At 39.7% G+C, this 26,573-nt stretch carries 24 protein-coding genes, 2 tRNA genes and 1 pseudogene; 3 read left to right on the top strand and 24 right to left on the bottom strand.

Annotated elements, in window-relative coordinates; genetic code table 11:
- Positions 1-455 precede the first annotated feature (455 nt).
- The 13 genes from lysS to tilS form a co-directional block, all read right to left on the bottom strand.
- The gene (gene lysS, locus KSHG_RS14985; RefSeq protein ID WP_010309027.1) at positions 456-1,940 is read right to left on the bottom strand and encodes a lysine--tRNA ligase; all 1,485 of its coding nucleotides are present in this window, start codon (positions 1,938-1,940) and stop codon (positions 456-458) included.
- Between the two features lie 177 nt (positions 1,941-2,117).
- A complete protein-coding gene (gene dusB / locus KSHG_RS14990) occupies positions 2,118-3,098 on the bottom strand; it encodes a tRNA dihydrouridine synthase DusB (protein ID WP_042232350.1) in 981 nt (326 codons plus the stop codon).
- Positions 3,099-3,204: 106 nt separating this feature from the next.
- Positions 3,205-3,720, bottom strand: coding sequence for a 2-amino-4-hydroxy-6-hydroxymethyldihydropteridine diphosphokinase (folK, locus tag KSHG_RS14995; RefSeq protein ID WP_010309033.1), 516 nt, complete (start codon positions 3,718-3,720; stop codon positions 3,205-3,207).
- Entirely contained in the window at positions 3,721-4,086 is a 366-nt protein-coding gene (folB, locus tag KSHG_RS15000; RefSeq protein WP_010309036.1) for a dihydroneopterin aldolase, read from the bottom strand.
- A gap of 10 nt (positions 4,087-4,096) precedes the next feature.
- Positions 4,097-4,900, bottom strand: coding sequence for a dihydropteroate synthase (gene folP, locus KSHG_RS15005; protein WP_407635309.1), 804 nt, complete (start codon positions 4,898-4,900; stop codon positions 4,097-4,099).
- A 20-nt stretch (positions 4,901-4,920) separates the two neighbouring features.
- Positions 4,921-5,751 carry an aminodeoxychorismate lyase gene (pabC, locus tag KSHG_RS15010; protein ID WP_010309041.1) on the bottom strand — a complete coding sequence of 277 codons (831 nt, stop codon included), beginning with the start codon at positions 5,749-5,751 and terminating at the stop codon, positions 4,921-4,923.
- Entirely contained in the window at positions 5,752-6,330 is a 579-nt protein-coding gene (gene pabA / locus KSHG_RS15015) for an aminodeoxychorismate/anthranilate synthase component II (RefSeq protein ID WP_010309043.1), read from the bottom strand.
- The gene (locus KSHG_RS15020) at positions 6,311-7,726 is read right to left on the bottom strand and encodes an anthranilate synthase component I family protein (RefSeq protein ID WP_010309048.1); all 1,416 of its coding nucleotides are present in this window, start codon (positions 7,724-7,726) and stop codon (positions 6,311-6,313) included. The genes pabA and KSHG_RS15020 overlap by 20 nt, the downstream gene beginning before the upstream one ends.
- 145 nt (positions 7,727-7,871) lie before the next feature.
- Entirely contained in the window at positions 7,872-8,810 is a 939-nt protein-coding gene (gene cysK / locus KSHG_RS15025) for a cysteine synthase A (RefSeq protein WP_010309051.1), read from the bottom strand.
- 178 nt (positions 8,811-8,988) lie between these two features.
- Positions 8,989-9,891 (bottom strand): Hsp33 family molecular chaperone HslO, encoded by a 903-nt coding sequence (gene hslO, locus KSHG_RS15030; RefSeq protein ID WP_010309053.1) that lies wholly within the window; start codon positions 9,889-9,891, stop codon positions 8,989-8,991.
- A 149-nt stretch (positions 9,892-10,040) separates the two neighbouring features.
- Positions 10,041-12,083: an ATP-dependent zinc metalloprotease FtsH gene (gene ftsH / locus KSHG_RS15035; protein ID WP_010309056.1), complete on the bottom strand. Its 2,043-nt coding sequence runs from the start codon at positions 12,081-12,083 to the stop codon at positions 10,041-10,043.
- Positions 12,084-12,215: 132 nt separating this feature from the next.
- Positions 12,216-12,758, bottom strand: coding sequence for a hypoxanthine phosphoribosyltransferase (gene hpt, locus KSHG_RS15040; RefSeq protein ID WP_010309059.1), 543 nt, complete (start codon positions 12,756-12,758; stop codon positions 12,216-12,218).
- Between the two features lie 29 nt (positions 12,759-12,787).
- Positions 12,788-14,188 (bottom strand): tRNA lysidine(34) synthetase TilS, encoded by a 1,401-nt coding sequence (tilS, locus tag KSHG_RS15045; protein WP_010309062.1) that lies wholly within the window; start codon positions 14,186-14,188, stop codon positions 12,788-12,790.
- A gap of 219 nt (positions 14,189-14,407) precedes the next feature.
- Here tilS and KSHG_RS15050 point away from each other — a divergent pair.
- Positions 14,408-14,484: transfer RNA gene (locus tag KSHG_RS15050), tRNA-Met, on the top strand.
- Positions 14,485-14,489: 5 nt separating this feature from the next.
- A tRNA-Glu gene (locus KSHG_RS15055) sits at positions 14,490-14,561 on the top strand.
- Between the two features lie 99 nt (positions 14,562-14,660).
- Here KSHG_RS15055 and KSHG_RS15060 read toward each other — a convergent pair.
- The 5 genes from KSHG_RS15060 to KSHG_RS15080 all read right to left on the bottom strand — a co-directional run bounded on the left by KSHG_RS15060 (position 14,661) and on the right by KSHG_RS15080 (position 19,167).
- Complete coding sequence (locus tag KSHG_RS15060; RefSeq protein ID WP_010309066.1) at positions 14,661-15,098, bottom strand: S1 domain-containing RNA-binding protein; 438 nt, start codon at positions 15,096-15,098, stop codon at positions 14,661-14,663.
- A gap of 142 nt (positions 15,099-15,240) precedes the next feature.
- Positions 15,241-15,630 carry an FtsB family cell division protein gene (locus KSHG_RS15065; RefSeq protein WP_010309070.1) on the bottom strand — a complete coding sequence of 130 codons (390 nt, stop codon included), beginning with the start codon at positions 15,628-15,630 and terminating at the stop codon, positions 15,241-15,243.
- Between the two features lie 175 nt (positions 15,631-15,805).
- Positions 15,806-16,096, bottom strand: coding sequence for an RNA-binding S4 domain-containing protein (locus tag KSHG_RS15070; protein ID WP_010309074.1), 291 nt, complete (start codon positions 16,094-16,096; stop codon positions 15,806-15,808).
- Positions 16,096-17,550, bottom strand: a complete 1,455-nt coding sequence (gene yabN / locus KSHG_RS15075) for a bifunctional methyltransferase/pyrophosphohydrolase YabN (RefSeq protein WP_010309078.1) — start codon at positions 17,548-17,550, stop codon at positions 16,096-16,098. The genes KSHG_RS15070 and yabN overlap by 1 nt, the downstream gene beginning before the upstream one ends.
- A gap of 18 nt (positions 17,551-17,568) precedes the next feature.
- The gene (locus KSHG_RS15080) at positions 17,569-19,167 is read right to left on the bottom strand and encodes a putative polysaccharide biosynthesis protein (protein WP_010309082.1); all 1,599 of its coding nucleotides are present in this window, start codon (positions 19,165-19,167) and stop codon (positions 17,569-17,571) included.
- A gap of 101 nt (positions 19,168-19,268) precedes the next feature.
- On the opposite strand from KSHG_RS15080, the gene KSHG_RS15085 reads away from it, so the two are divergent.
- Complete coding sequence (locus KSHG_RS15085) at positions 19,269-19,544, top strand: hypothetical protein (RefSeq protein ID WP_010309087.1); 276 nt, start codon at positions 19,269-19,271, stop codon at positions 19,542-19,544.
- Between the two features lie 61 nt (positions 19,545-19,605).
- Here the strand turns inward: KSHG_RS15085 and mfd are convergent, their stop codons facing one another.
- From mfd to KSHG_RS15120, 6 genes and pseudogenes are all read right to left on the bottom strand, one after another.
- Positions 19,606-23,124 carry a transcription-repair coupling factor gene (mfd, locus tag KSHG_RS15090; RefSeq protein WP_010309091.1) on the bottom strand — a complete coding sequence of 1,173 codons (3,519 nt, stop codon included), beginning with the start codon at positions 23,122-23,124 and terminating at the stop codon, positions 19,606-19,608.
- Positions 23,125-23,201: 77 nt separating this feature from the next.
- Positions 23,202-23,765 (bottom strand): aminoacyl-tRNA hydrolase, encoded by a 564-nt coding sequence (pth, locus tag KSHG_RS15095; RefSeq protein ID WP_010309094.1) that lies wholly within the window; start codon positions 23,763-23,765, stop codon positions 23,202-23,204.
- A gap of 142 nt (positions 23,766-23,907) precedes the next feature.
- On the bottom strand, positions 23,908-24,651 hold the full coding sequence (locus tag KSHG_RS15100; protein ID WP_010309098.1) for a TerC family protein: 744 nt from the start codon (positions 24,649-24,651) through the stop codon (positions 23,908-23,910).
- Between the two features lie 71 nt (positions 24,652-24,722).
- Positions 24,723-25,231, bottom strand: a pseudogene (locus tag KSHG_RS17190) (TerD family protein); the annotation flags it as partial.
- The gene (locus KSHG_RS18160; RefSeq protein ID WP_328285320.1) at positions 25,206-25,637 is read right to left on the bottom strand and encodes a YceG family protein; all 432 of its coding nucleotides are present in this window, start codon (positions 25,635-25,637) and stop codon (positions 25,206-25,208) included. The pseudogene KSHG_RS17190 and the gene KSHG_RS18160, both read right to left, overlap by 26 nt.
- Positions 25,638-25,904: 267 nt before the next feature.
- Positions 25,905-26,537 carry a 50S ribosomal protein L25/general stress protein Ctc gene (locus tag KSHG_RS15120; protein WP_010309108.1) on the bottom strand — a complete coding sequence of 211 codons (633 nt, stop codon included), beginning with the start codon at positions 26,535-26,537 and terminating at the stop codon, positions 25,905-25,907.
- Positions 26,538-26,573: the final 36 nt, after the last annotated feature.

The raw sequence follows: 26,573 nt of genomic DNA on the forward strand, positions 1-26,573 counted from the left end.
GTTCATTTTTTAAGTCGTTTACTTGACGACTTAATTATTCTAACATAACTTTTTTCTTTTGTAAAGAACTTTTTTCATTTCTTTTTAAAAGTTTTTTAATTAAGTTAGCGTCACCTCTTAGCGACTTAAATATTATATCAAGTAGGAACAATAAAGTCAACAACTTTTTAAAATATTTTTAAGTGCTTATTTCAGCAACTTTTTTATTATACACATCACACAGGAATGTTTCAACTATTAAAACTCTCTTGGCGACTAAATATTATTTTAATGTAATTATACGTAAAATGCAACAAATCTTTATGTCTTTTATTGCTATTTCCACAAGTATATTCGCTATTTAACAAAACGTTTCATTCCCCCACTTCTAACTTCTCATTTCCTTCTATATAACTAGAATCGATCTATTAAAAAAAGAGGAAACCTTTAAAGGTTTCCTCTTTCCTACATATGAATTAACCGCGTTGGCGCATTAATGGGAATAATAGTACGTCACGAATTGATTGTGCATTTGTTAATAACATAATCATACGGTCAATACCGATTCCTAGACCACCTGTTGGCGGCATACCATATTCTAAAGCTTCTAAGAAATCTTCATCCATATCATGTGCTTCGTCGTTGCCTTGTTCTTTTTCTACCATTTGAGCTTCGAAACGTTGACGTTGGTCAATTGGATCGTTTAACTCTGTGAATGCATTCGCATGTTCACGACGAACGATGAATAGTTCGAAACGGTCTGTAAAGCGTGGGTCTTCAGGGTTTTTCTTCGCTAATGGAGAAATTTCTACTGGATGACCGTAAACGAATGTTGGTTGTACTAATGTTTCTTCTACTTTTTGTTCGAAGAATTCATTAATGATATGACCAACTTCCATCGTATCTTTAATAGCGATACCATGTTCTTTCGCTAAAGCTTGTGCTTCTTCTTTCGTCATTTCTTGGAAGAAGTCAACGCCTGTAGCTTCTTTAACAGCATCAACCATGTGTAGACGTTTCCAACCTTTAGATAAATCAATCATATCTTCGCCGTATTGTACTTGAGTTGTACCAAGTACTTCTTCAGCTACATGTACGAATAAATCTTCTGTTAAGTTCATTATGTCTTCGTAATCTGCATATGCTTCGTATAACTCAAGAAGTGTGAACTCTGGGTTGTGACGAGTTGATACACCTTCGTTACGGAATACGCGACCAATTTCATAAACTTTTTCCATACCACCAACGATTAAACGTTTTAAGTATAGTTCGATTGCGATACGCATGTACATTTGAGCGTCTAATGCATTGTGGTGCGTCACGAATGGGCGTGCAGCTGCACCACCTGCAACAGCATTAAGCATTGGAGTTTCTACTTCTAAGAAACCTTTTTTATTTAAGAATGAACGGATTGCACTAATGATTTGTGTACGTGTTACAAAAGTTTTCATGCTTTCATCGCTCGTAATTAAATCTAAGTAACGTTGACGGTAACGTTGTTCAACATCTTGTAAGCCGTGGAATTTTTCTGGTAATGGGCGTAAACCTTTAGAAAGGAATGTGAATTCAGTAACTCGAAGTGTTAATTCACCTACGTGTGTTTTAAATAAGTTCCCTTTCACACCGATGATATCACCTAAGTCTGCTTTTTTCACGATTTCGTAAGGATCTTCACCAATTACATCTTTACGTACGTAAATTTGAATTTGTCCACCGAAGTCTTTAATGTTTGCGAATGTTACTTTCCCTTTACGACGTTTTGTCATAATGCGTCCTGCTAATACTACTTCTACAGGATTTTCTTCAAATTGTTCTTGTGTTGTTTCAGCGTATTGTTCACGTACTTCACTAGTTAAATGTGTACGATCGAAACGATGGCCGAACGGATCGATGCCTTGTGAACGGATTTCATCCATTTTGTCGCGTCGAACCTGTTGTTGGTCGTTGATTTCTTCTGCCACGATTATTTCACTCCTTAGTATTGTTCCAAAAAACAGTCCATAATATTTATTATTGTACACAATAAACGGTGTATATTCACTGTTTCTGACTAAATTATTTGAAAGTCTGACTACTCTATAATAGCAGAAATGAAAAAAGTCGCCACTATCGCCTTGCGTCCTTTTCTCTAAAAAACATTAGCTGATATATAATGTTCCTTCTGCTTCTGCTTTTTCGCCTTCTTCAATAACTTGATTAATAATTGCACGGAATTCGATTTCTGTTTGTGCACTGTTAATCATTTTACGGTATTTCCCGTTACCACGAAGATTTTTTAAATACCATGATGCGTGGTTACGCATTTCAAGTACCGCTACTTTTTCACATTTTAGTGCCATTAGGCGTTCAAAGTGCAATAAGCATACGTTCATTTTTTCACGAATACCTGGTTCTGCTACGAGTTGACCTGTTTTTAAATATTGAACGGTGCGGTACATCATCCATGGATTCCCTAAAGCAGCACGTCCAATCATAACGCCATCTGCACCTGTATGTTCTAAAATGCGGTGGGCGTCTTCTGGTGTTTCAACGTCCCCATTTGCGATAAATGGGATCGTAATATTTTCTTTTACTTCTTTTAAAATATCCCAGTTTGCTTTTCCTTCATATTGTTGTACACGTGTACGACCGTGCATCGCAATTGCAGAAGCACCTGCGCGCTCTGCAGCTTGTGCATTTTCAACTGCGAATAAATGATCTTCATCCCAGCCGATACGCATTTTACAAGATACAGGTTTACTTACAGCATCCGTAACAGCAGATACCATCTCATAAATTTTATTCGGGTCAAGCAACCATTTAGCGCCCGCTTCACATTTAATAATCTTATTAACAGGACAACCCATATTAATATCGATAATGTCCGCTGTCGTATGTTGATCTACATACTTAGCTGCTTCTACTAAATTTTCTTTATCTCCACCGAAAATTTGTAAAGATAGTGGATTTTCACGTTCATCAATATAAAGCATGCTCATCGTTTTTTTGTTACGTTTCACGATTCCTTTATCGGAAATCATTTCCGCATAAACGAGACCTGCGCCGAATTCTTTTACCGTTAAACGGAAAGCCGAGTTACAAATACCAGCCATCGGGGCTAGTACGACACGATTATCCATTTCGATATCGCCAATCTTAAATGGCGTTTGATTTAAAGCCAAACTAGTTCCTCCTCAAAATGAGTACATCTATTGTTTCAAGCAAAAAAACAATGTTTCTTGCGTCCTATGAATGAATAAAACCTTCTACATCATCAATTTCTTTAAATACGCGGACGCCCGCATGCCCTACTTCTTCTAAATAGCTTGCGACAGTGCGCTCTGTTGTAGGTAATACGGCGTCTTTTGCGATTTCCATTAAAGGTACGAGAACAAATGCGCGTTCGTGCATACGTGGATGCGGCACAATTAATGTCTCTGTTTCAATATTTTCATGATTATATAACAAAATGTCAAGGTCAATGGTCCTCGGACCCCAACGAATAATGCGTACACGTTTTAATTGTTGTTCAATTTCTTGGCAAGTAACGAGTAGTTGCTGTGCACTCAACGTCGTCTCTACTTCAATAACGATGTTTAAAAAAACATCTTGGTCTTCGTATCCAACCGGATCCGTATCATATATGGAAGAAACTTTTGTTACGTTAACGTATTCGTTCTTTTGCAGTAGTTGAACAGCGTGCTGCAGCGCTTGTTCTTTATCGCCCATATTGGAGCCAAGAGAAATGTATGCCGTTACCATTTAAAAATCACCTCTCGTTATTTCAACCGCTACTTCACGGTAATGCCCACGAATTGGCGGATCAGGTTTAATCACTTCTACTCGAATACCTTTCACCGCTGTCGGATAAGCTTCGCGAACCGCTTTTGCAACATGCTCTGCGACTGCTTCAATTAATTGAAATGGTTTGCCTTCTACGATTTTTTGACAAATCTCAAATACTTCCGCATAGCTAACCGTATCCGTTAAATCATCCGTTTCTCCTGCATGTTGTAAATCAACTGCTATTGCAAGCGTGACACGAAAGCGTTGTCCAAGAACGGTTTCTTGCTCGAGTACGCCGTGATAGCCGTAAAATTCCATATCTTTAATGTGAATATAATCCATGTTACTCCTCCTATTTCAATGCATCCATCATTTTCATCATACGCGCAATTGGCAATACGTCATGAACACGTACGATATGACAACCTTTTGCAACGCCATAACAGCAAGTTGCACCTGTGCCTTCCATACGTTCCTCTTTCGGTAAGTCTAGCACTTCCCCAATAACACGTTTACGGGAAGTCGCTAACAATACCGGATAGCCCATCTCACACAATTGTTCTAAATGACGCATCATTTCTAAATCTTGTTGACGCGTTTTTGCAAAGCCGATACCTGGGTCGAGCCAAATGTACTCATCTTGAACACCTGCTTGCTTCGCAATTTCAATACTCTTTCGTAAATCTGCTTGCGCGGTCGCAAAAAAGTCGTCCCCGTACTGTTCGTCTACTCGATTATGCATTAAAATAATCGGCACTTTTTGATCAGCAGCGACTTTCGCAATTGCAGGATCTCTTTGTGCACCCCAAATATCGTTAATAATATGGACACCCGCTTCAACAGCTGCTTGCGCTACTTCTGCTTTAAACGTATCGATCGATAATAAAACGTCGAGTTCTGCACGAATCGCTCGAATAACTGGTATGATTCGTGCGATTTCCTCTTCCGCTGTAATCGGCGTATGTCCAGGGCGTGTTGACTCCCCGCCAATATCGATAATTTTCGCACCGTCCGCAACCATTTGTTTCGCATGAGCAACGGCTTTCTCAACCGTATTAAATTGACCACCGTCTGAAAATGAATCCGGTGTAACATTTAAAATACCCATTACGTACGTTTCTTTCCCAAAATCGAGGAGATGTCCATCGATTGTCATTCGTTTATAGTGTTGTAAATTCAAAATGAAGACCCCTTTATCCATTCTATATAACGTGCATGAAGGTTTTGATAAACCGCTCCTTGATTCCCGGCGAACTGCTTCGTTCCTAACCGACGAATCGGAATCAATTCTTGAATCGACGTCGTTATGAAACACTCATCCGCTTGGAGTAACGCTTCTCTGTGGAATTCACCTTCGACGACATCAACTAATTGCATCACACACGCTCTCGTTATGCCCGGTAAAATCCCCATCGAAAGAGACGGTGTATACACGATACTATCTTTCACCCAAAAAATCGTAGACGTAATTCCTTCTGCGATTAGCCCGTCCTCGTTCAAAAAGAACCCTTCGACGTCTGCAAGTGAAGGAACTTCAAATCGAGCAACGACATTGTTCGCATAGTGATGTGATTTGAAGCGCGTTGCTTGTTCAGGCGAATTGCGTACCGTTTCAAGCCAAACCGCTTCTTTTTCTGTACCACGTGGTGGCAAATGAAGTGGTTTTTGAAAAATAATGACGTTCGGCGACGGATACGTTGTTGGCGCAAGTCCAATTCCCGCCTCTCCAGCTGAAACGTTCACACGAAAATAACCGTCTTCTGTACCATTTCGCACATTTAATTCTATTATAACATCTCGCAGTTGCTGTTCCGTGTAAGGGAGTTGAATGCGATATGCCTTTAATGCTTCTTCCATACGTATAAAATGTTCATGCCATAAAAGTGGTATGCCATCATACGTACGAAGCGTTTCAAATATACCTAATCCATATAAATAACCGTGATCAAACGGTGAAATACGCAAATCTTCTTCTTTTACATAATCCCCATTATGAAAACACCACATTTAATTCCCCTCCACGTACGTTTCAATAAAGTTTTGTAATAATGCTTTCCCACCTTCTGTCATAATCGACTCCGGATGGAATTGAACACCTTCGACTGCCATTTGTTTATGACGAATGCCCATAATCTCTCCTTGCTTCGTCCAAGCCGTCACTTCTAAACATTTTGGCAACGTTTCTTTTTTCACGATTAACGAATGGTAGCGCGTTGCGTTGTACGGATTGTTCAAGCCATTATGTACGCCTTTATTTTCATGAAAAATCGGGGACGTCTTGCCGTGCATTAACGTATCTGCTCGAACGACGTCTCCTCCGAATACTTGCGCAATCGCTTGATGCCCTAAACAAACGCCGAACAGTGGAATACACCCCGCAAAAGTTTTAATAATTTCTAAACTCATTCCCGCATCATTCGGTGTACAAGGTCCTGGCGAAATGACGAGCATATCTGGCGCAAGTGTCGTTATGTCTTCAATCGTTACCGCATCATTTCGTACGACGCGTACTTCTTGTCCGAGTTCGCCGAAGTATTGCACTAAGTTGTACGTAAAAGAATCGTAATTATCGATCATTAAAATCATCGTCTACTACCTCCGCCATTTGTTTTGCTTGCCACATCGCTTTCGCTTTATTGAGAGATTCCGTATATTCTTTTTCCGGCTTAGAATCAATAACGATACCTGCACCCGCTTGAATGTATGCCGTATCATTTTGAATATACGCTGTTCGAATGACGATATTCATTTCAAAATCACCATTAAAGCCGAGCCAGCCAATCGAACCGGTATACAAACCCCTTCTGACTGGTTCTAATTCTTCTATAATTTCCATCGTACGAATTTTCGGTGCACCCGTAATCGTTCCTCCTGGGAAAACAGCACGAATTCGGTCGGCATTCGTTTGATCTTTTCGTGCGGTTCCTCTTACATTCGATACGATATGCTGCACGTGGGAATATTTTTCGATAACCATGAATTCATCGACATGCACAGAGCCGTACTCCGATACGCGTCCTAAATCATTCCGTTCTAAATCTACGAGCATGACATGCTCTGCCCGTTCTTTTTCGTTATCAATTAATTCTTTCGCTAGCGCAAAGTCTTCTTCATCATTCGCACCTCGAGGACGGGTTCCTGCAATTGGGCGCGTCGATAAAGCATTTCCGTATTTTTGAATGAGCAATTCAGGAGAACCTGATGCAATCGAAAATAACGGTGATGCCATATGACACATATACGGCGACGGGTTGAACGTACGGAGCGCTTCATATACGTCCATCGACGATGCGCGTAATTTTTCTTCTTGGCGCACAGATAAATTCACTTGGAATACATCGCCCGCCGTAATGTATTGTTGGATTTTTAGTACCGCTTCTTCAAACTGCTTTCCAGACATCGATTTTAAGCGACGTTGGTCCATTTCAACAGGTAGAGCGTGTGACGTATGAAACTTACGTATTGCTAAACCACTCGCTGCCGCTTCTTCATACGACTGCGCTACTCGTTCAACGTCGATTGTACACGTTGCTAGTTTCATCACACGGGTCTCATTCGTCGTAACGTCTCGTACGGCCCAATGATCGACGATGTAAAAATAAAGATCCGGTACGGCGATATCCGCTTTCGCAATCGACGGAATGTTTTCGATTTGGCGAACGTAGTCGTAACTAATGAATCCCAATGCCCCACCGTAAAAATAATCGTGTGGACACGTCGTTCCGTAAATAGCGACTAAATCTTCTACGAGTTGAAGTGGTTCGCCGTACTTCACTTCTTCTTGTCCATCGCGCCACTTAATATGAATGCCCCCTTCTATCGATTGCACGACAGCGAGTGGATTCCAAGCGGCGATCGACTGCTTCCCTCCACGACCACTTTCTAAAAAAAGATGATGTGTCAGATTTTCTGTTTGTTTTTGATATCCGTAAAAAAAGGCGTCAGGCGTTAATGAAAAGGCTTTTGATTGCACGATACTCAAGTCTAGCTACCTCCAACAATAAATTTCTATTATTTTTCTTACATACGTGCATCATATAACATAAAAGACTTCGATGAATACTGTTTTCCTACATAAAAAAAGGATCGCGCTTGAGCACGACCCATTTTTTGAAAACGACGGATGATTAATCGTCGAAGTGGTATAGAGGAGTTGATAAGTAACGTTCACCATTAGATGCAAGTACCGCAACAACGTTTTTACCTTTACCTAATTTTTTAGCTGTTTCAACAGCAGCCCAAATTGCTGCACCAGAAGAAATACCACCTAAAATACCTTCTTCTTTTGCTACGCGACGAGATGTTTCGAAAGCATCTTCATTTTCAACGCCGATTACTAAATCGTAAACGTCTGTATCTAACGTTGCTGGTACGAAACCTGCACCAATTCCTTGGATTTTATGCGGACCTGGTTTACCACCTTCAAGAACTGGTGAATCTTTAGGTTCAACAGCGATAATTTCAACGCCATCGAAGTTTTCTTTTAATGCTTTACCAACGCCTGATACTGTACCACCAGTACCAACACCTGCGATAAAGGCATCTACTGAAAGACCTTCTTCTTTAAATGCGTTTACGATTTCTTGACCAGTTGTATTATAGTGCATTACTGCATTGACTGGGTTTTCGAATTGTTGTGGTAAGAACCAACCATTTTCTTTAGATAATTCTTCCGCTTTTGCGATTGCACCTTTCATGCCATCTGCTCCAGGAGTAAGAATTAATTGTGCACCGTAAGCACGTAATAAGTTACGGCGTTCTAAAGACATTGTATCTGGCATTACGATAACTGATTTGTAGCCTTTTGCTGCAGCAATCATTGCAAGACCAATACCAGTGTTACCTGAAGTTGGTTCGATTAATGTGCTACCTGCTTTTAGGATACCTTCTTCTTCCGCTTTTTCAACCATTGCTAATGCTAAACGGTCTTTAACAGATGAGCCGGGGTTCATGTATTCCAATTTAACGTATACGTTTGCATCGTTTGGACCTGTAGCATGGTTTAATTTTACTAACGGTGTGTTCCCTACTAAATCAGCAACTGAATTTACAATTTTGTTTGTCATTTTTTCTTCCACTCCTAATCCCTAGTAATGTAATAGGTTTTATATATTTCAATTCTACTCTGCACTTTTATAATTGTCAACGGAAAAGTACGAATTCTCTGATAAGAACTGTATTATTAGAAAATAGCAAAAAAAGATGCCTTCGCTCTTAAAACGAAGGCATCTTTTTTGAAAATAACTATTCCGCTTGTTGCGTTTTTAATACGTGAATTTGATCAATAAGTTCTTGTAAATCAGCTTCTGAATATTGGTATTTTTCCATACAGAAATGACATTCTGCTTCAGCGCCGTGATCTTCATCGATCATTGATTGTATTTCAGCTTCTCCGACTTTTAATAAAGCTTCTCCGAAACGTTCTTTTGAACAAGAACAATTGAATGAAATCGGTAATGTATCTAAAAAGTCGACATTGTCTTCACCTAATACGGCATTCAAAATCTCTTCTGGCGAATAACCTTTTTCAATCATTTTTGAAACGGGTTCAATATTAGATAATGCGGTTTCAATTTTTGTAATTGTTTCATCATCAACACCTGGCATTACTTGAACGATAAAGCCACCTGCTGCAAGAATTGAATCGTCTGTATTTACAAGAACACCAAGACCTACTGCTGATGGTGTTTGTTCTGATTTTGTGAAATAGTAAGCAAAATCTTCGCCTAGTTCACCTGATATTAATTCAACTTGTCCTGTAAAATAATCACGTAAACCTGTATCTTTCACGACAGATAATGTACCTTCTGTACCGACTGCGCGACGTACGTCTAATTTACCTTGTGCATTTAAATCGAAATGAACGTGTGGATTCACAGCGTAACCGCGAACTTCACCTTTTGCGTTCGCATCGACGACAATGCCACGCATATCTCCATTGCCTTGTACTTTAATCGTTAAAAGGTCTTCACCTTTTTGCATCGCACCCATCATTGCCGCTGCGGTCATCGTACGACCAAGGGCTGCTGATGCTGTTGGCCATGTATCATGGCGTCGTTGAGCTTCACCTACAGTATCTGTTGTACGAACGGCAAATGCACGAACGCTACCACCGAAGCCTAAAGCTCTTACTAAATAATCTGACATGCTAAAATTCCTCTTTTCTATAAGAATTACGTAAACTCTGAATGAATCATATCATAATTTCTTTTCATTACAAAAGAAACTGTTTGAGCAAACCTTTCATACAAAAAGCGACCGAGACGCTAACGTCTCGGTCGCTTTCAACGTACTAATTAATCTCGTTCTTCTTGAATACCGTTATTATTTGTTCCAGTAGCATCATTTTCTTTCGGTAAGTCTTTCACAGAAGGATCAGGTTTCTTCGTAAGAGTCACTTGATCTTCTGTTACGACTTCGCCACCTGTAACATCTTCTTCAGTAGACTCTGTTTTCACTTCATCTGCTTTCGTAGAGTTTACTGTGTGCGTGCTTGAATATGTGCGTTCTGGTAATTTACCATATTTTTCAAGATGTTCAATTTGTTCAGCATCTAATGTTTCTTCAACTAACAACGTTTGAGCGATTAGTTCAAGTAAATCGCGACGCTCTATTAAGATATCTTTCGTACGAGCATATTGTTCTTTAACCATGCGTTGCATTTCTTCGTCAATTTCTTTTGCAATGGCATCCGAGAATGCTGAGCTACTGTCCCCACCTAGGAACATGTTACCGCCAGCCCCTTGTTTGCTCGTATATTGCAACTGACCGATACGATCACTCATACCGTACTCAGTAACCATTGAGCGAATAATACTTGTCACACGTTCAAAGTCATTGTGTGCACCTGTTGATACTTCGCCGAAAGTAATATCTTCGGCTGCACGACCACCAAGTAAACCAGCTACTTTATCAAGTAATTCTGGTTTTGTCATAAAGTAACGATCTTCTTTCGGAAGCATTACTGCATAACCACCCGCTTGTCCACGAGGAACAATCGTAACTTTGTGAACTTTTTCTGCTTCATCAAGCGTTAAACCGACAACAACGTGTCCTGCTTCATGATACGCAACGATATTACGTTCTTTCTTAGAAATGACGCGACCTTTTTTCGCAACACCCGCAATGACGCGGTCTGTTGCTTCATCAATATCACCCATGTCGATTTTTTCTTTATTACTACGTGCTGCAACGAGTGCTGCTTCATTTAGTAAGTTTTCTAAATCAGCACCAGAGAAACCTGGTGTACGTTGGGCAATTGCTTTCAAATCAACTGTTTCATCTAAAGGTTTTTTGCGAGCATGCACTTTAAGTACTGCTTCACGACCTTTTACGTCTGGACGTCCAACCGTAATTTGACGGTCAAAACGACCTGGACGAAGCAATGCTGGATCTAAAATGTCTGGGCGGTTCGTCGCAGCGATAATAATAATCCCTTCGTTCGGACCGAAACCATCCATTTCAACTAGTAATTGGTTTAATGTTTGTTCACGTTCATCGTGACCACCACCAACACCGGCGCCACGTTGGCGACCGACAGCATCGATTTCATCGATGAAAATAATACATGGTGCATTTTTCTTAGCATTTTCAAACAAGTCACGTACACGACTTGCGCCGACACCGACGAACATTTCCACGAAGTCAGAACCTGAAATCGAGAAGAATGGTACGCCAGCTTCACCAGCGACAGCACGTGCAAGTAATGTTTTACCGGTACCAGGAGGGCCCACTAATAGGATCCCCTTCGGAATACGTGCACCGATTTTTTCAAATTTCGTGTGATCTTTTAAGAAATCAACAACTTCGACAAGTTCTTGTTTTTCTTCATCTGCACCTGCAACGTCTGTAAAACGAACTTTTTTCTTCTGATCGTCATACAGTTTTGCTTTGCTTTTCCCAAAGCTCATCATACGGTTTCCACCGCCTTGAGATTGGTTCATTAAGAAGAAGAATAAAATAAAAATAATCACAAATGGGATAATCCCAGTAAAGAATTGAACAAAACCACTCGTTTCAGGTGCTTGCTCGAAGTCAATATTTGTGTTGTCTTTCGCTGCTTTACGGATATCATCCATTAAGCCTTGATCGTCTACAGGGACGTTCGCTACGAAGCTTTCACCTTTTGAATATCCTTCTAACGTACCTTTAACAACGTACACTAAATTGTCTGGTTGGATAGTCGCTTCCTTCAACTGTCCTTTATCTAATGCCGTTACAAACTCGTGATATGATAATTCTTTCGTCGGTTGATTTTTGTTGTTAAATGTCCCAAAAATACCAACAATCACAAGGAAAATTAATAAATAAAGTATGGTGTATCGAAATATTCGATTCATCCCTAGCCTCCTCATAAGGTAAACAGAAAAACTATAATAAATCTTATCATATGCCGATTTTTACGTACAAATGAAAAGCTCTCAAAATCGCGAACTTTCAAGCAATTGAACGTTATCCGTCACATTCTTTTATTAGAATGAGTAAACAGATTTTTTAAGTACACCGATATATGGAAGATTACGATAGCGTTCTGCATAATCTAATCCGTAACCAACTACAAATGCGTCTGGTACATCAAAGCCGACGAAATCAGCATGTAGATCTACTTTACGTCCAGTTGGTTTATCTAATAATGTTACGATTTTAATTGATTTTGCTTTACGGTGTTTGAATAGTTCTACTAAGTAGCTTAAAGTTAAGCCGCTATCGATGATATCTTCAATGATGACGATGTCACGACCTTCAACACTTGTGTTTAAATCTTTTAAGATTTTTACTTCGCCTGATGATACAGTTGCGTTACCGTAACTTGAAACATCCATGAAGTCGATTTCTACATATGCATCAATACGTTTCATTAAATCGGTCATGAAAGGCATAGCACCTTTTAATACACCAATTAAAAGAGGGAATTTATCTTGATATTCCGCTGTTAATTGCGCACCTAATTCTTGAATTTTTTCTTGCAGTTGTTCTTCTGAAATTAATACTTCTTCAATGTCGTTTTGAAGCACTGTCTGTTCCTCCTTGATTGTATATAGCATTACAAAGTGTCACGGTCGACAACTAACAATAAATCGTCTGTCGGTCGCTTTGTTTTCGAAAAATAATGACTCACGCGCAAACCGATGACGGCGATAATCTCGCCATCTTCTTTTTTCAATATTGGCCACGTATCACGCATTGCTTCCGGAATCTTTTCATCGATTAAAATACGAGAAACTTTCTTTGGTTTCGTCATGCCTAATACGACGATTCGATCACCTTCTTGACGAGTGCAAACTTGAAATGCGCGGCCAATTTCTGATGAGTTTGCGTAATACATGCGTCCCTCCGCAAAAGAAACCTTTTGCTCGGTCGCTATGTATAGTTTTAAATGATGTGGCAGTGAAATCCATTCATTAAAAGAAACTGTCGGCAACAAAGTCGCTTGTGGCTCCTCTTGAGATGCTTCAATAATGAGTTGATCATATTGACGATGCATCTTGAAGTCTTTCGGCAAATGAATTGTACTATTGCCTTCCACGATCATGGCAAGTTGTAAAATATTTTCCGTTAACGTATAACTTTGTACAATCGCAATATCTTTATAAAGATAATTTAATAGTAGTTGAATGATTCTCCTTTGTAAAGCAACGGGTTGCCTTCTGAAGCCAATTAAATGGATTCCGAGCATTCCATTTTTCGGAGTGAATATCAATTCATGATATTTTTGCATCGCAAGCTGTTGTAAAAGATGCTCATCTTCCTTTTTACGTTCGGTGAACACTTGAATCGCTTCGACTACTTTTGGATTTTCTTTCTTTAATAATGGAACGACGTGATGGCGCATACGATTGCGTAAATACTCATCTTCTGAATTCGTATAATCTTCTTGAAACGCAATTTGATGACGCGTTGCATATTCCTCAATTTGATGACGCGTACACGATAAAAATGGTCGAATTAACATTCCTTCACAAAATGGACGTTCATTCGGCATACCTAAAATACCATTCCTATGTAACCCTTTCGTCAAAGCCATCAATACATTTTCAACTTGATCATCTCCGTGATGAGCCATCGCTAAATAATCGTATTGATTCGTTTTCATCACTTCCTCAAAAAAGCCATAGCGTTCTCTGCGACAAATCGCCTCCACGTTTCCTTGCTCTTTCGAAACGATATGAGGAATCGGAATAGCCTTTTTATAAAAACGAATATTTTCCCGTTCACAAAACGCTTCTACAAATTGTGCATCGCGCATCGAATCTTCTCCGCGCAACATGTGATTCACATGAATCGCTGCTACATGTTTAATTTGAAAGAGTGCTTTATTCTCAAGTAAGAAATGTAGCAAAACCATGGAATCGATTCCGCCAGAACAAGCGACTACAACCGATTTATTCGGTTGTAGTAAATGAGATTGGCGCACGTATTCATACGCTTGCTTTTCAAGTTTCATGACTCTCTTCACCTCGCTACCATTCTAGCATTTATTCAGAAAATCATCTTCATATGGCTACGTATCGATCCTATCTCATGTGATAAAGTCGCTCGTTACGCCATTAATACCCTAATAAATGTAAAAAAATACCCATTGATTTAAAAAAATATTTTTTCTTTCAAAAAACAATTGACGTCATTTCGTTTCTCTTGTAATATTATTTTTGTTGTTATTAATGGCGGCCTAGCTCAGCTGGCTAGAGCGTCCGGTTCATACCCGGGAGGTCGGGGGTTCGATCCCCTCGGCCGCCACCAATAACGGCCCCTTGGTCAAGCGGTTAAGACACCGCCCTTTCACGGCGGTAACACGGGTTCGAATCCCGTAGGGGTCATATTAAAGAAGCACTTGCTCACGCAAGTGCTTCTTTTTTTGATTTTATCGTATAAAAAAACTGTGAAGTCATAACTTCACAGTAAAATTTATTTAATTATTAGCTACGACGAGCGCCACGGCCACCGCGTTTAGAATCTGTTGCGCGTTTTAAAGTAGCTAAGCGTTCATCACTATCTTTAATGAAACGTGCCATTTTTTGCTCAAAGTTTTCTTGTTGTGGGCGGTGTTCATTACGGTTACCCCCACGATTGTTGTTACGTGATCGTTGTGGACGTTCTGGTCGTTGCGGACGTTCTGATTCTGGTTTTGCTTTACGAATAGAAAGACCAATTTTGCCATCTGATTCTACGTTCATCACTTTAACTTCAACTACGTCACCAACTGTTAAATGGTCGTTGATGTCTTTTACATAGTTGTCAGCAACCTCACTAATATGCACAAGACCTGTTGATTTGTCGGGAAGTTCAACGAACGCTCCGAAATTTGTAATACCTGTTACTTTACCTTGTACTTTGCTGCCTACTTCGATTGACATAAAAAAAATGCTCCTCCTTAGAATTTAAGCGACTCGTAAGTCCATCAATATAATCGTTTTTGTGTGTATTATACACAACTACCTACTAATTATAACTAACAAAAATAGCGTGTCAACAACACGAATTTACTGAATTTAAATTTTAGTCTTTCTTTCCATCATCTTTAGGAAGGGTGAAAATAACTTCACCTTTCTTAGATAAAAATAGCTTTTCACGTGCTAATTGTGAAATATATTCATCATCATTTAATTGTTTAATTTCATTTTCAAGCTCTTCTTTTTGCTGTTTTTGGTCTTTTAATTCTTGCTCAACAGCTACTCTTTGTTGCTCTTTTTGCTCTAATGTTTGTTTCTGCTCATGCCATGAATAACCGAGCGTTGCAATGATGACAACAAACAACCCAAGCATGACAGCTAAACGGTTTCGTACGATATGAAATTGTTTCTTTTCGCCCCTAGCTTTCTTTTGTTGCTTCTTCACATATTCCGGGTGCAATGGTTGAGGTTTTTTTTGTTGTTTGTTGTTCGTCATATGTATCAACTCTCTTTCGCAATCATTATATCGGATAATATATAAAACTTTAAGTATCATCAATGAAATTTGTAAAAATAGGAAATATGAATTGTGTCTAAAATTCATATTTTTTATGTTTTTCCCGTTTCTACAAAAAAATAAACCCGATTACGTATAATCGGGTTCATCTTTTTTAATCTTCGTCGTCAATAAAAGCAACTTCTACTTTTTCTAACTTTTCTTCTTTTAAAATTTCGTACATCAAATGTGCTTCGTCTTTTTTCACGATATCTTTCAACATTTCAATACGAGCCGTCACGATTTTTTGACCGAAACGAATCGCTAATACGTCACCGGCTTTTACTTTCGTACTCGGTTTCGCTACTTTATCGTTGATCGTAATACGTCCTTGCTCTGACACTTCTTTCGCAAGTGTACGACGTTTAATTAAACGAGATATTTTTAAAAACTTATCTAAACGCATTATTTTTCCTCCTTCACAATTGCCCATAGTTCTAACATTTCATCAATTGAAACGTCCTCCCATTGCTTTTGTTCTGCTTGAATTTTTTTCTCAAGTGCACCGAAACGTTTTGCAAATTTTGCATTTGCGAATAACATCGCATCTTCTGCTGATATTTTGTAAAGTCGAGCAACGTTTACTAATGTCATTAACACATCGCCAAACTCCTCTACTTTATTCGTATCATTTTTTACTGCTTCTTTAAATTCGCTTAACTCTTCTTCGAATTTCCACCAAAATTGATTTTCTTCTGGCCATTCAAATCCAAGTTTTGCCGCACGTCGTTGGTAATTGTATGACGTTTGAAGAGACGATGCTTCACGGTATTCACCGTCTAAAATTGGTGTTGCCGTATCATCATTCGCATGCTCTTCTTTTTTGATTTTTTCCCAGTTTGCATTGATTTCTTCCACGCTATTTACGACGACATCACCAAATACGTGTGGGTGACGTCGCATCATTTTCGAAGCAGCTCCTTCAAGTAAATCTTCTAAGTTGAAGTAACCATCATCTTCGCCAATTTGTGCAAGCATGAATACGAGCATTAATAAATCGCCGAATTCTTCAATCATATGCTCATCATCTTGTTCATTAATTGCTTCGATTGCTTCGTGCATTTCTTCTAATAAATAACGTTTCATACTTTCATGCGTTTGTGCCTTATCCCAATCACAGCCGTTCTCACCGCGCATTGTCGACATAATATCACGGAAAGTAGACCACTCACGAAGCGCTTCTTTACGCTCCTTCACAGGTGGTACGTATACCGTCGTTAAGTTACTGATGCTCGCCACGTGATCTAACTCATGTAGCGGTACCGTAATGACTTCTTCTGCACTTGAACCTGCAGCTGTCACGATTGTAACCGGATATTCTGGTGCATATTTTTCCATTAACGTTAACTTCACTTCAGAAGCACTGAATTGATCGTACACTTGTGCAATTAATAAATGATTGTACATATTCACATGGTGGATTGAAAAAGTCGCGCCATCGACTAATTGGAATCCATCAATCGGATCAATTTTAAGCGTTGCAAAAACAGCGTCTAAAAAGCTTTGTCCACCTTCTATTTTCAGCTGAACATTGCCTTGTTTCTCTTCTTCAATTAACAACTCAACCGTCATTTCTGCAACAAGTGGATGTCCGGGAACGGCATAAATTACATCATCATGAGCCGCGTAGCCTTTTAATGTATCCACGATTTCTTTATAAACGGGTAAAAATTCATCGTGTTTTTCATAAATTAAATCAAAGCTTTCAAACGCTACGCCTTCTTTTGCTAATTCATCTAACACGGGATGTTCTTTCGTACGAACGTAAATTTTCTCAGCGTTTTTTAATGTTTTGTAAACGCCCATCGGTAATTGTTCAAAATCCCCTGCTCCTAAACCTATAACTGTAATTTGATGCATATTCATTCACCTGTTTCTCTATTTTTTATTGCGATTGACGTAAAGCTGGAAGGCAGCTACTTTCCTACCAAACGGTAGTACAAACCAGTCACGTACAGATAATACTTCCCTTTTTGTAGCAATGAGTAAAAATACGAATGCGCCAATGCCTACGCCGCTTAACGCCACGATTGTCGCTTGCCATCGTTCGTGCATTCCGAGTTGATTCGTTGCATAAATGCTAAGCATCTCCCAAATACCGACGGAAATCAACATGCCAACTGTAGCAATACTTAATCCTATGACGAAAGATTTTTGTAAAAATTGCACGGTCGTTACTTTTTTCAAAAACAACAACAACCCGATTGCACTAAGCGCTAATCCGAGGTTACTCGCAACAGCGGCACCGATAATTCCAAACGATGCTACAAATAGTTCATTACATAAAAGTTTAACGATTAAACCGGCAATGAGCAATAGAGAAGGATGTTTTGTATAACCTAAACCTTGCAGAACCGCCATCATCGGCATAATAATCGATAGCCAAACAATTTGTACTACGAATAAACTAAGGACGCCTGAAAGCACATCTGTTTTGAACATCATCGTATTCATATACGGCATAACAGCGATTAATCCTGCAGTGGCTGCAACCCCAATCATCACGGACACATTAAATGTCAGACGCATATATTTTTCTGCTTCTCGTACGCGACGTCTCTTCATTTCAATCGTAATAAGCGGTACAACTGCCATCGCTAATGATGAAGCAAGGACGAGACCGACTTGCACGAGCGGTTGTCCGCGGTCGTATATGCCTTTCGTTTCCATTGCTTCTATTATCGCCATCCCTGAGTCTTTTAACTGCTCAAAAACCGTGAAAGAGTCGACGAGTTGAAATAAAATCAATAGTAAGCTGCTTAAGCTAATACCAATACTATAAATCGTTAATCGCTTCACGATATGTAATTTTTCTTTTCGAGGAAGACGTTGTTTTTGATCCGTCGTTTGCTTATTTTGTACGTACCAAATCAACCATAAAATACCGACAACTTCGCCTAATACGGTCGCATACGTTGCAAAAGCTCCTACCGTATAAAGTGATTGATGCCAATATACTAACGCGTAGGCACTACATAAAATAAGGAAGACCCGAACGGTTTGTTCGACTACTTGTGACGTCGCGAGTGTTTTCATATCACCATTTTTTTGTGCAATCCCTTTATAAACTGCTAAAAATGGAATCGTTAACGCGACGAAGCTACCGATTCTCAACAGCGGCATCAATTGTAAATCGCCCATCATTTCCGCAAAAAGTGAAGAAAAACTAAATAATAAAATGAATAGCACGATGCCAACGACGCTTAAATAACGGAAAATAATCGGAATAAGCGTTTTAGACGTGTGTGGACTTTCCGCCAAAATACGCGAGACAGCAATCGCAAGACCGCTCGCCGTCCACGTTACAAAAAATGCGACGAACGGATACACTTGTTGATAAATGTAAAACCCTTCATCTCCAACTAAATTTTGAAACGGGATGCGGTACACCATGCTTAACACTTTCACGAATAACATCGCGAGCGTCAATAAAGCGACGCCACTAACATAGCTTTTCATCCCCGATTGTTGTGCCATAATGTCGTTCCTTTCTAAAAAAGATTCGTCCTTATAATATATCATGTTCGTCTGAAAAAATAAGTGTCGTTGCCGATAGTGTAAGAAAAGGAGTGATGTATATGCGTCTTCAAAAAGTAAGTTCTTTTCAAAATACGACTTCGTATAACCGTACAGCTTCAAATCGCCAATCGTCCAACGTATTCGCCGCCTCTTTACAAGCGGCTAGTGCCTCTCGTATTATTACAGAGAAGAAAGATGGCTACATTCGTCGATATCGGTTACTACCCGATGGGCGTCGTGAACTTCTTTCAGAAGAGCGCGATGAATCGTTTGAACAACTGCCAAAACGTAATCACAACTTAGACTTATTAAACGAAATGAATTATAAAAAGTAACATCTTCATGAAAAAAAAGAAGGCATCGCCTAGAGCGAACTGCCTTCTTTTTTATACGCATTTATTTTTCTTTTAAAGCATCTGGTAACGATTTCATTAATTTCTCTAATAAATCAAATGGCAACAATCCTGTTATTTTGCGTTCATCGACTGTCAATGCTAACTGATTGCCTTCATATAAAAAGCCGACTGCACGACCAAATTGCATCGAATCGGAAACGATTTTCGCTCCGTCGATTTGGTTCGTGCCTTCTTTTGAAAATTGAATGCGAACGATTTTGTTTTTCTCTTTAATTGATTCCACACCCACTTGAATCGCATACGCACGCATTAAAGCAATGCGCATTAGACGCTCTGTCTCACTCGGCATATCACCGAAGCGGTCGTGTAATTCATCGAGCATTTCCGTATACATTTCTTCTCCGTCAATCGCTTTAATTCGTTTGTACATTTGAATTTTTTGATAGCCATCTGGAATGTATTCGTCTGGAATATAAGCATCGTAAGGTAACACGATTTCTGGATCAATTTCTTTCACAACGACTTCGCCTTTGCTTTCTGCTTGGCGTTCTTTCACTGCTTCTTCAAGCATTTGAGAATACAAGTCGAAACCGACAGAATCGATGAAACCATGTTGTTGTGCACCGAGTAAGTTCCCTGCACCACGAATCGATAAATCACGCATCGCAATTTTGAATCCTGAGCCTAGCTCTGTAAACTCTTTAATAGCTTGTAAGCGTTGTTCTGATACTTCCGTTAACACTTTATCTATTTTGTACATAAAGTACGCATACGCGACACGATTTGAACGTCCAACGCGCCCTCTCAATTGATACAACTGAGAAAGCCCCATATGATCTGCATTGTTCACGATCAGCGTATTCGCATTCGGAATATCGACACCCGTTTCAATAATCGTCGTCGTCACGAGCACATCGTATTCACCTTCTAAAAAGCCGTAAACCATCGATTCTAACTCTCGTTCGGTCATTTTACCGTGTGCATGTCCAACGCGGGCTTCGGGTACGAGTGCTTGAATTTTTTCTACTTCACGAGCCATATCATCTACGCGATTGTGTAAGTAAAACACTTGCCCACCGCGAGCCATTTCACGCTCGATAGCCTCGCGTACGAGTGCACCGTTATATTCCATAACGTACGTTTGGACTGGGAAGCGGTTTGCGGGTGGTGTTTCAATGACAGATAAATCACGCACACCGACCATCGACATGTGCAGCGTACGAGGAATTGGTGTCGCGGTTAACGTTAAGACGTCGACGTTCGTACGTAATGTTTTAATACGCTCTTTATGCGTCACGCCGAAACGTTGTTCTTCATCGACAATAAGCAATCCTAAATCTTGATAAATAACATCTTTCGATAAGAGACGATGCGTCCCAACGACGATGTCTACCGTACCTTCTTTTAATCCTTTAATCGTTTCATTTTGTTGCTTTCTCGTACGGAAACGACTAAGCATCCCAACATTTACAGCAAAGTCTTGGAAACGTTCTTGTAACGTCTCAAAATGTTGCTGTGCCAAAATAGTCGTCGGCACTAAAAAGGCTACTTGTTTACCATCTAATATCGCTTTATACGCCGCACGAATAGCTACTTCCGTTTTCCCGTATCCTACGTCACCACAAACGAGGCGATCCATTGGACGTGCTCGTTCCATATCCGCTTTCACTTCACGAATCGTTCGTAATTGATCGTCCGTTTCTTCATAAGGGAATGCGAGTTCAAATTGACGCATTTCATCGCTATCCGGTGAATAAGCAAAGCCTACTTCCGCTTCACGCTTCGCATACAATTTAATTAAATCATCCGCAATATCTTGTACGGCAGACGATACTTTACGTTTCGTTTTTTGCCATTCTGTGCCACCGAGTTTGTGTAGCTTCGGCTTTTTATCTTCCGCTGCTACGTATTTCTGAATCAAATCAATTTGATCTACAGGAACGAACAACTTATCATCCGCACGGTAAACGATGTTTAAGTAATCTTTATGTTTACCCCCGACTTCTAATGTTTCGATGCCGATATATTTACCGATCCCGTGATGAACGTGAACGACGTAGTCACCTGGTTTAATTTCCGTATAACTTTTAATTCGTTCTGCATTCGTCATTTTTTGAGGACGTGTTTTTTTCTTCGGTTTTTGTTTAAATAATTCTTCCTCTGTCACGACTGCGATGCGTTGCAATGGCAATTCGAAACCAGCTGATAAATTACCAGCAACCGCAAAGATGCCCGTGCCTTTCGGTTCACCTAGCTGCACGTGTAAATCGTAATCTTCAAACATCGATTGGATTTTCGGTAAGCGTTCCGCATCTTCCGTCATGAACATAACCGTAAAGCTGCTGTTCAGCCAACGTTCCATTTCATTTTGCAACATCGCCATTTGTCCGTGGAAATGTTGCATCGGTTTACATGAAAAAGCAACCGTTTTATGAAAACGCACACCAGAAAACGTACGCGCAAACAATGTGAAATACAGCGTTTGTTGCGAAATGTTTGCCATAATTTCTTTTAATGTGAAGGAAGGTTTCACCGCATGCACCATTTTACCGTCTTCGATTAATGATAAAAACCATTCCTCTTCTTCTTTACTCCACGCTTCCATCACTTCTTGTACACGACCGAGTTCATCGTATAAAACGAGTCCATTCGCATCAAAGTAATCGCCTAAAAACACTGGATTTTCATACAATAAAGAACCGTAACGATTCGTATATTCCGGTAGTTCGCCTCGTTGTAATAAAGCGATATCCCCTTGAATATTTTCGACTAACAATTGTTTCGTTTCTTCATTCTTCACTTTTTTCAAGCTTGCTGCTAATGCCGTTTCTAATCGAGTCGCTAACGACTTACGTTCTTCCACAGTCAAAATAAATTCAGCTGCTGGTAATAACGTAATTTTTTCAAGCGTATCAATTGAACGTTGGTCGTCTGCAGAAAACGTACGGATTGAATCCACTTCCGTATCGAATAATTCAATTCGTACAGGCATTTCCATATACGGTGGATACACATCGATAATGCCTCCACGTACCGCAAATTCTCCTGGCGTCGTCACCATATCGCTACGTTCATAGCCCATTACGACAAGTTGTTGAAGTAGTGCATCAATATCGACATCTTCACTCACTTCAACTGTGACACGTAATTTCAACCATTGCTCTTTCGAATGCATCATTTTGCGCATACCCGCAATCGGAATAATATAAATGCCGCGCTCTCCTTGCACAAGATGATCCAACGTTTCGATACGCGCTGAACGTAATTCTGGACTTGCTACTGCCATATCCGCTGCGATGAATTCGTCTGCTGGATAATAATGAACGTCCTGTTCTCCAATTAATTTCACTAAATCATCGTACATTTTTTGCCCTTGTAATAAGTTCGGCGTCAAAATATAAATCGATTTTTCCAGTTCATGGTACATCGTTTCGATCATCGCTGGACGCGCGCTACCCGACAAACCGGTCACGAGTGTTTCTGTCATTCCTTCTGACAAATCCATTATGAAATTTTTCATATGTGAATCTTGTACGAGTAAATTACGTAATGCCTCCATCTTGTGTACCTCCTAGTTCTAAATACAGAAAAAGGCTCTGACCGCTTCTAGTGGCCAAAGCTCATTTCTCCGATATGTTATTTTTGATTGTATTTGTTCATCACTTCTGCGAACGGTTTTTCTAAAAAGAAAGCACACGCATCTGCTGCTGTAGAAAAAGCCTCTTGCATCGCAGGCATTTCCTCTTTTGAAAAGCGAGATAATACGTAATCTGGCACTTTCATTCCTTGAGGTGGGCGGCTAATACCGACGCGCACGCGGTTAAAGTTTTGTGTACCTAAATGTTGAATTAACGATTTGATTCCGTTATGTCCACCGGCACTTCCTTTTTGGCGTAAACGTAACTTCCCTTTATCTAAATCCATGTCATCATAAATTACGACGATGTCTTCTACATCAATATCAAAGTAATCCATCATCGGACGAACTGCTTCTCCTGAGATGTTCATGTATGTTAATGGTTTCATTAACATTACTTTTCCTTCTGGACGATGCGCTGTCGCATAGGCAGCATTGAATTTCTCTTGATTCAATGTCATCCCCCACTTATCAGCTAATGCATCAATCGTATCGAAACCGACATTGTGGTGTGTATGTTCATATTGTTTCCCTGGATTTCCAAGGCCAATAAATAATTTCATAAAGCTCAGACCTCTTCCTTTTGAGTTGCTAATCATTTTATATTCTATCATAGAGGGTATTCTTTGGCGAAAATGACACTTCCGCTTCCTTTATAAAAGCACACTAAAAAAGAGGAAGCCTTTGAACGGCTCCCTCTTTTCACTATGCTTCTTTCTTCTTATTGCGATAATGGACGACGAATGTTCCAAGGAACGCCAAAATTAAAACAAGGAAGAATAAATAATGTGATACTTCGATATGGAATACACTTAATAACATTTTAATCGCAATGATCCCGATTAAAACGAATGCTGTCGTTTCCAACTCTGGAATTTTATCAATTAATGTAACGAATACACCTGCGATTGTACGCATCATTAAAATACCGAGCATACCACCGACTAGTAGTACCCACACTTCTGAAGATACGGCAAATGCAGCTAAAATAGAATCGACTGAGAAAGCGATATCCATTAACTCCACCATAACGACCGTTGCCCAAAACGTTCCGAATACGCGTACGAGCCACGTATCTTTTTTGAACTCTTTCGCCTCGTCTTCCTCTTGTTTTTTCAAGAAGAATGATAAGCAAATCCACCCTAAATAAAGGGCACCAAAAAGTTTAATAAACCAGAATTTAACTAAGTATACGCCGATGCCGATGAAGATGAAGCGGAATACGTACGCACCGATCATCCCGTAAAGTAATGCCTTCTTACGTTGCTTTTCTGGTAAATGTTTTACGAGTACTGCAAGGACAAGTGTATTATCTGCTGAAAGTAATCCTTCAATGACAACTAATGATAAAATTAATCCCCAGTTGACTGGATTCGATAAAACCTCGACCCAATGTTGCCAGTCAAAAAATAGAGCATATGTGTTAAGTATATTTTGTAATATTTCCATATATGTTCCTCCAGAACGTTCTAGCTTACCTACTCGGAATAAAACCGAATCGCAACGCTATTTTGCTTTCACTAAACAGATAGGCCGTATGCTGAAACGAGTGATGCTAAACCACCTTGATAGCCTGAACCGACTGCATTGAATTTCCATTCGCCATTATTGCGATAAAGCTCACAAAATACGACAGCCGTTTCGATCGAGAAGTCTTCTCCTAAATCGAATCGTAACACTTCACTGCCTTGGTCTTCATCCAGTAAACGAACGAATGCATTTTCAACTTGACCGAAGTTTTGGTGACGTGCTTCCGCATCGTGAATCGTGACAGTAATCGCGATTCGTTGAACGTCTGCTGGCACTTTATTCAGATGAATTTTAATTTGTTCATCATCGCCGTCTCCTTCTCCGGTACGGTTATCATCCGTATGCTCACCAGAACCATCTGTACTTACTAAGTTGTTATAAAAAATGAAGTCTAAATCTTGGCGACATTTGCCTTGGTCATTTAAAAGAAATGCAGATGCGTCTAAATCAAACTCGGCCCTCCATCGAATGTTTTAACGTCCCAGCCTAAACCGATTACGATATTTTGTGTCCATTAATGGCAAAAGTTGCTTCCCTGCAAAAAATGCCATAAAACGATTTAAAGAAATCGGATTTTCTCGGTGCATCTGCAAAATATTCACGATGTCCGTCCGTTTCGTCGCATCAATTTGTTTCGGTAAATTTTCAAAAAGCAACGTCCATTGTATGCTCGAATTCGTTAACGTATCCAAATATTCTTGCATATCATACGCTGTCGTATAAACACCTAAAATTTGTTTCGCTACACGAGAATATTCAATGGACTGTTGTTCTTTTATATAAACTGGTCGCATAAATAATTTGTCATTTATGACTTCTTGCCACTTTTTCGTACCTTCTTCATAATTATGTGGAATTAAACGCATGTTCGACACCCCAATACGAATATGCTTTATACAAATCATTCGTGCTATTATTTTTCGTAGTTCCTTTAGTTATATAGTATTGAAATTTTTTCGTAAAACTATAAAAAGCATTCTACGTGAAAAACTAGTCGAATCCGTATACATTTCATACAAAAAGAGGTGAATGGATTTTAACATGGTAGCTATTTTCAAACTATATGTTTCAACAAAAGAAAAAGGACTTGCCGAAGCAAGTCCTTTTCGTTTAAGCGCTACTGCGCATGTATAAAAGTGCAAATTGAAAATATGCTCTTTCAATTATGCAACTTATTCTGCTTTGTCCTCATCTTCCACAGTTCCGTTATCGGCTACTGGTTCAGTCGCTTCTAAATCAGCTTCTAGTTCTGCTTCTGATACTGGTGCAGAAACAGTTACTAATACGTCCTCATCTTCATTAAGAATCGTATATTTTGATTTATCGCGTACTTCACCAACAGTTAATGTATCGCCGATAGCTAACGCAGAAATGTCTACTTCCACAGATTCAGGAAGATCATTTGGTTTAGCTGATACTTTAATTTCACGGATTGGTTGTTGTAATACGCCGCCTTCTTTAACGCCTGGCGATACGCCTACTGTAACGACCGGCACTTCTACTTCTAACTCTTGACGCATGCTTACTGCTAAAAAGTCTAAGTGGACCAGTTTGCCTTGTACCGGATCTTTTTGTACTTCTTTTAATACTGCATTCACATTTTTGCCCTCAACATCGAGTGTAATGATCGCATTACGACCCTCGATACGGATCGTTTTTTCTAATTGTTTTGCATCGACTGCGATTGGGGTAGAATCGGTTTTGAAACCGTAGACAACTGCTGGCACGTACCCCGACTTTCGCAGTTCCGTTTTAATTGAACGCTTGTGCGCTTCGCGTACTTTTGCTGTTACTGATGTTCCCATGAAAATTTCCCCTTTCAAATTACGTCTCAAAAAACA

Source organism: Kurthia senegalensis, from assembly GCF_000285595.1.
Taxonomy (GTDB): Bacteria; Bacillota; Bacilli; order Bacillales_A; family Planococcaceae; genus Kurthia; species Kurthia senegalensis.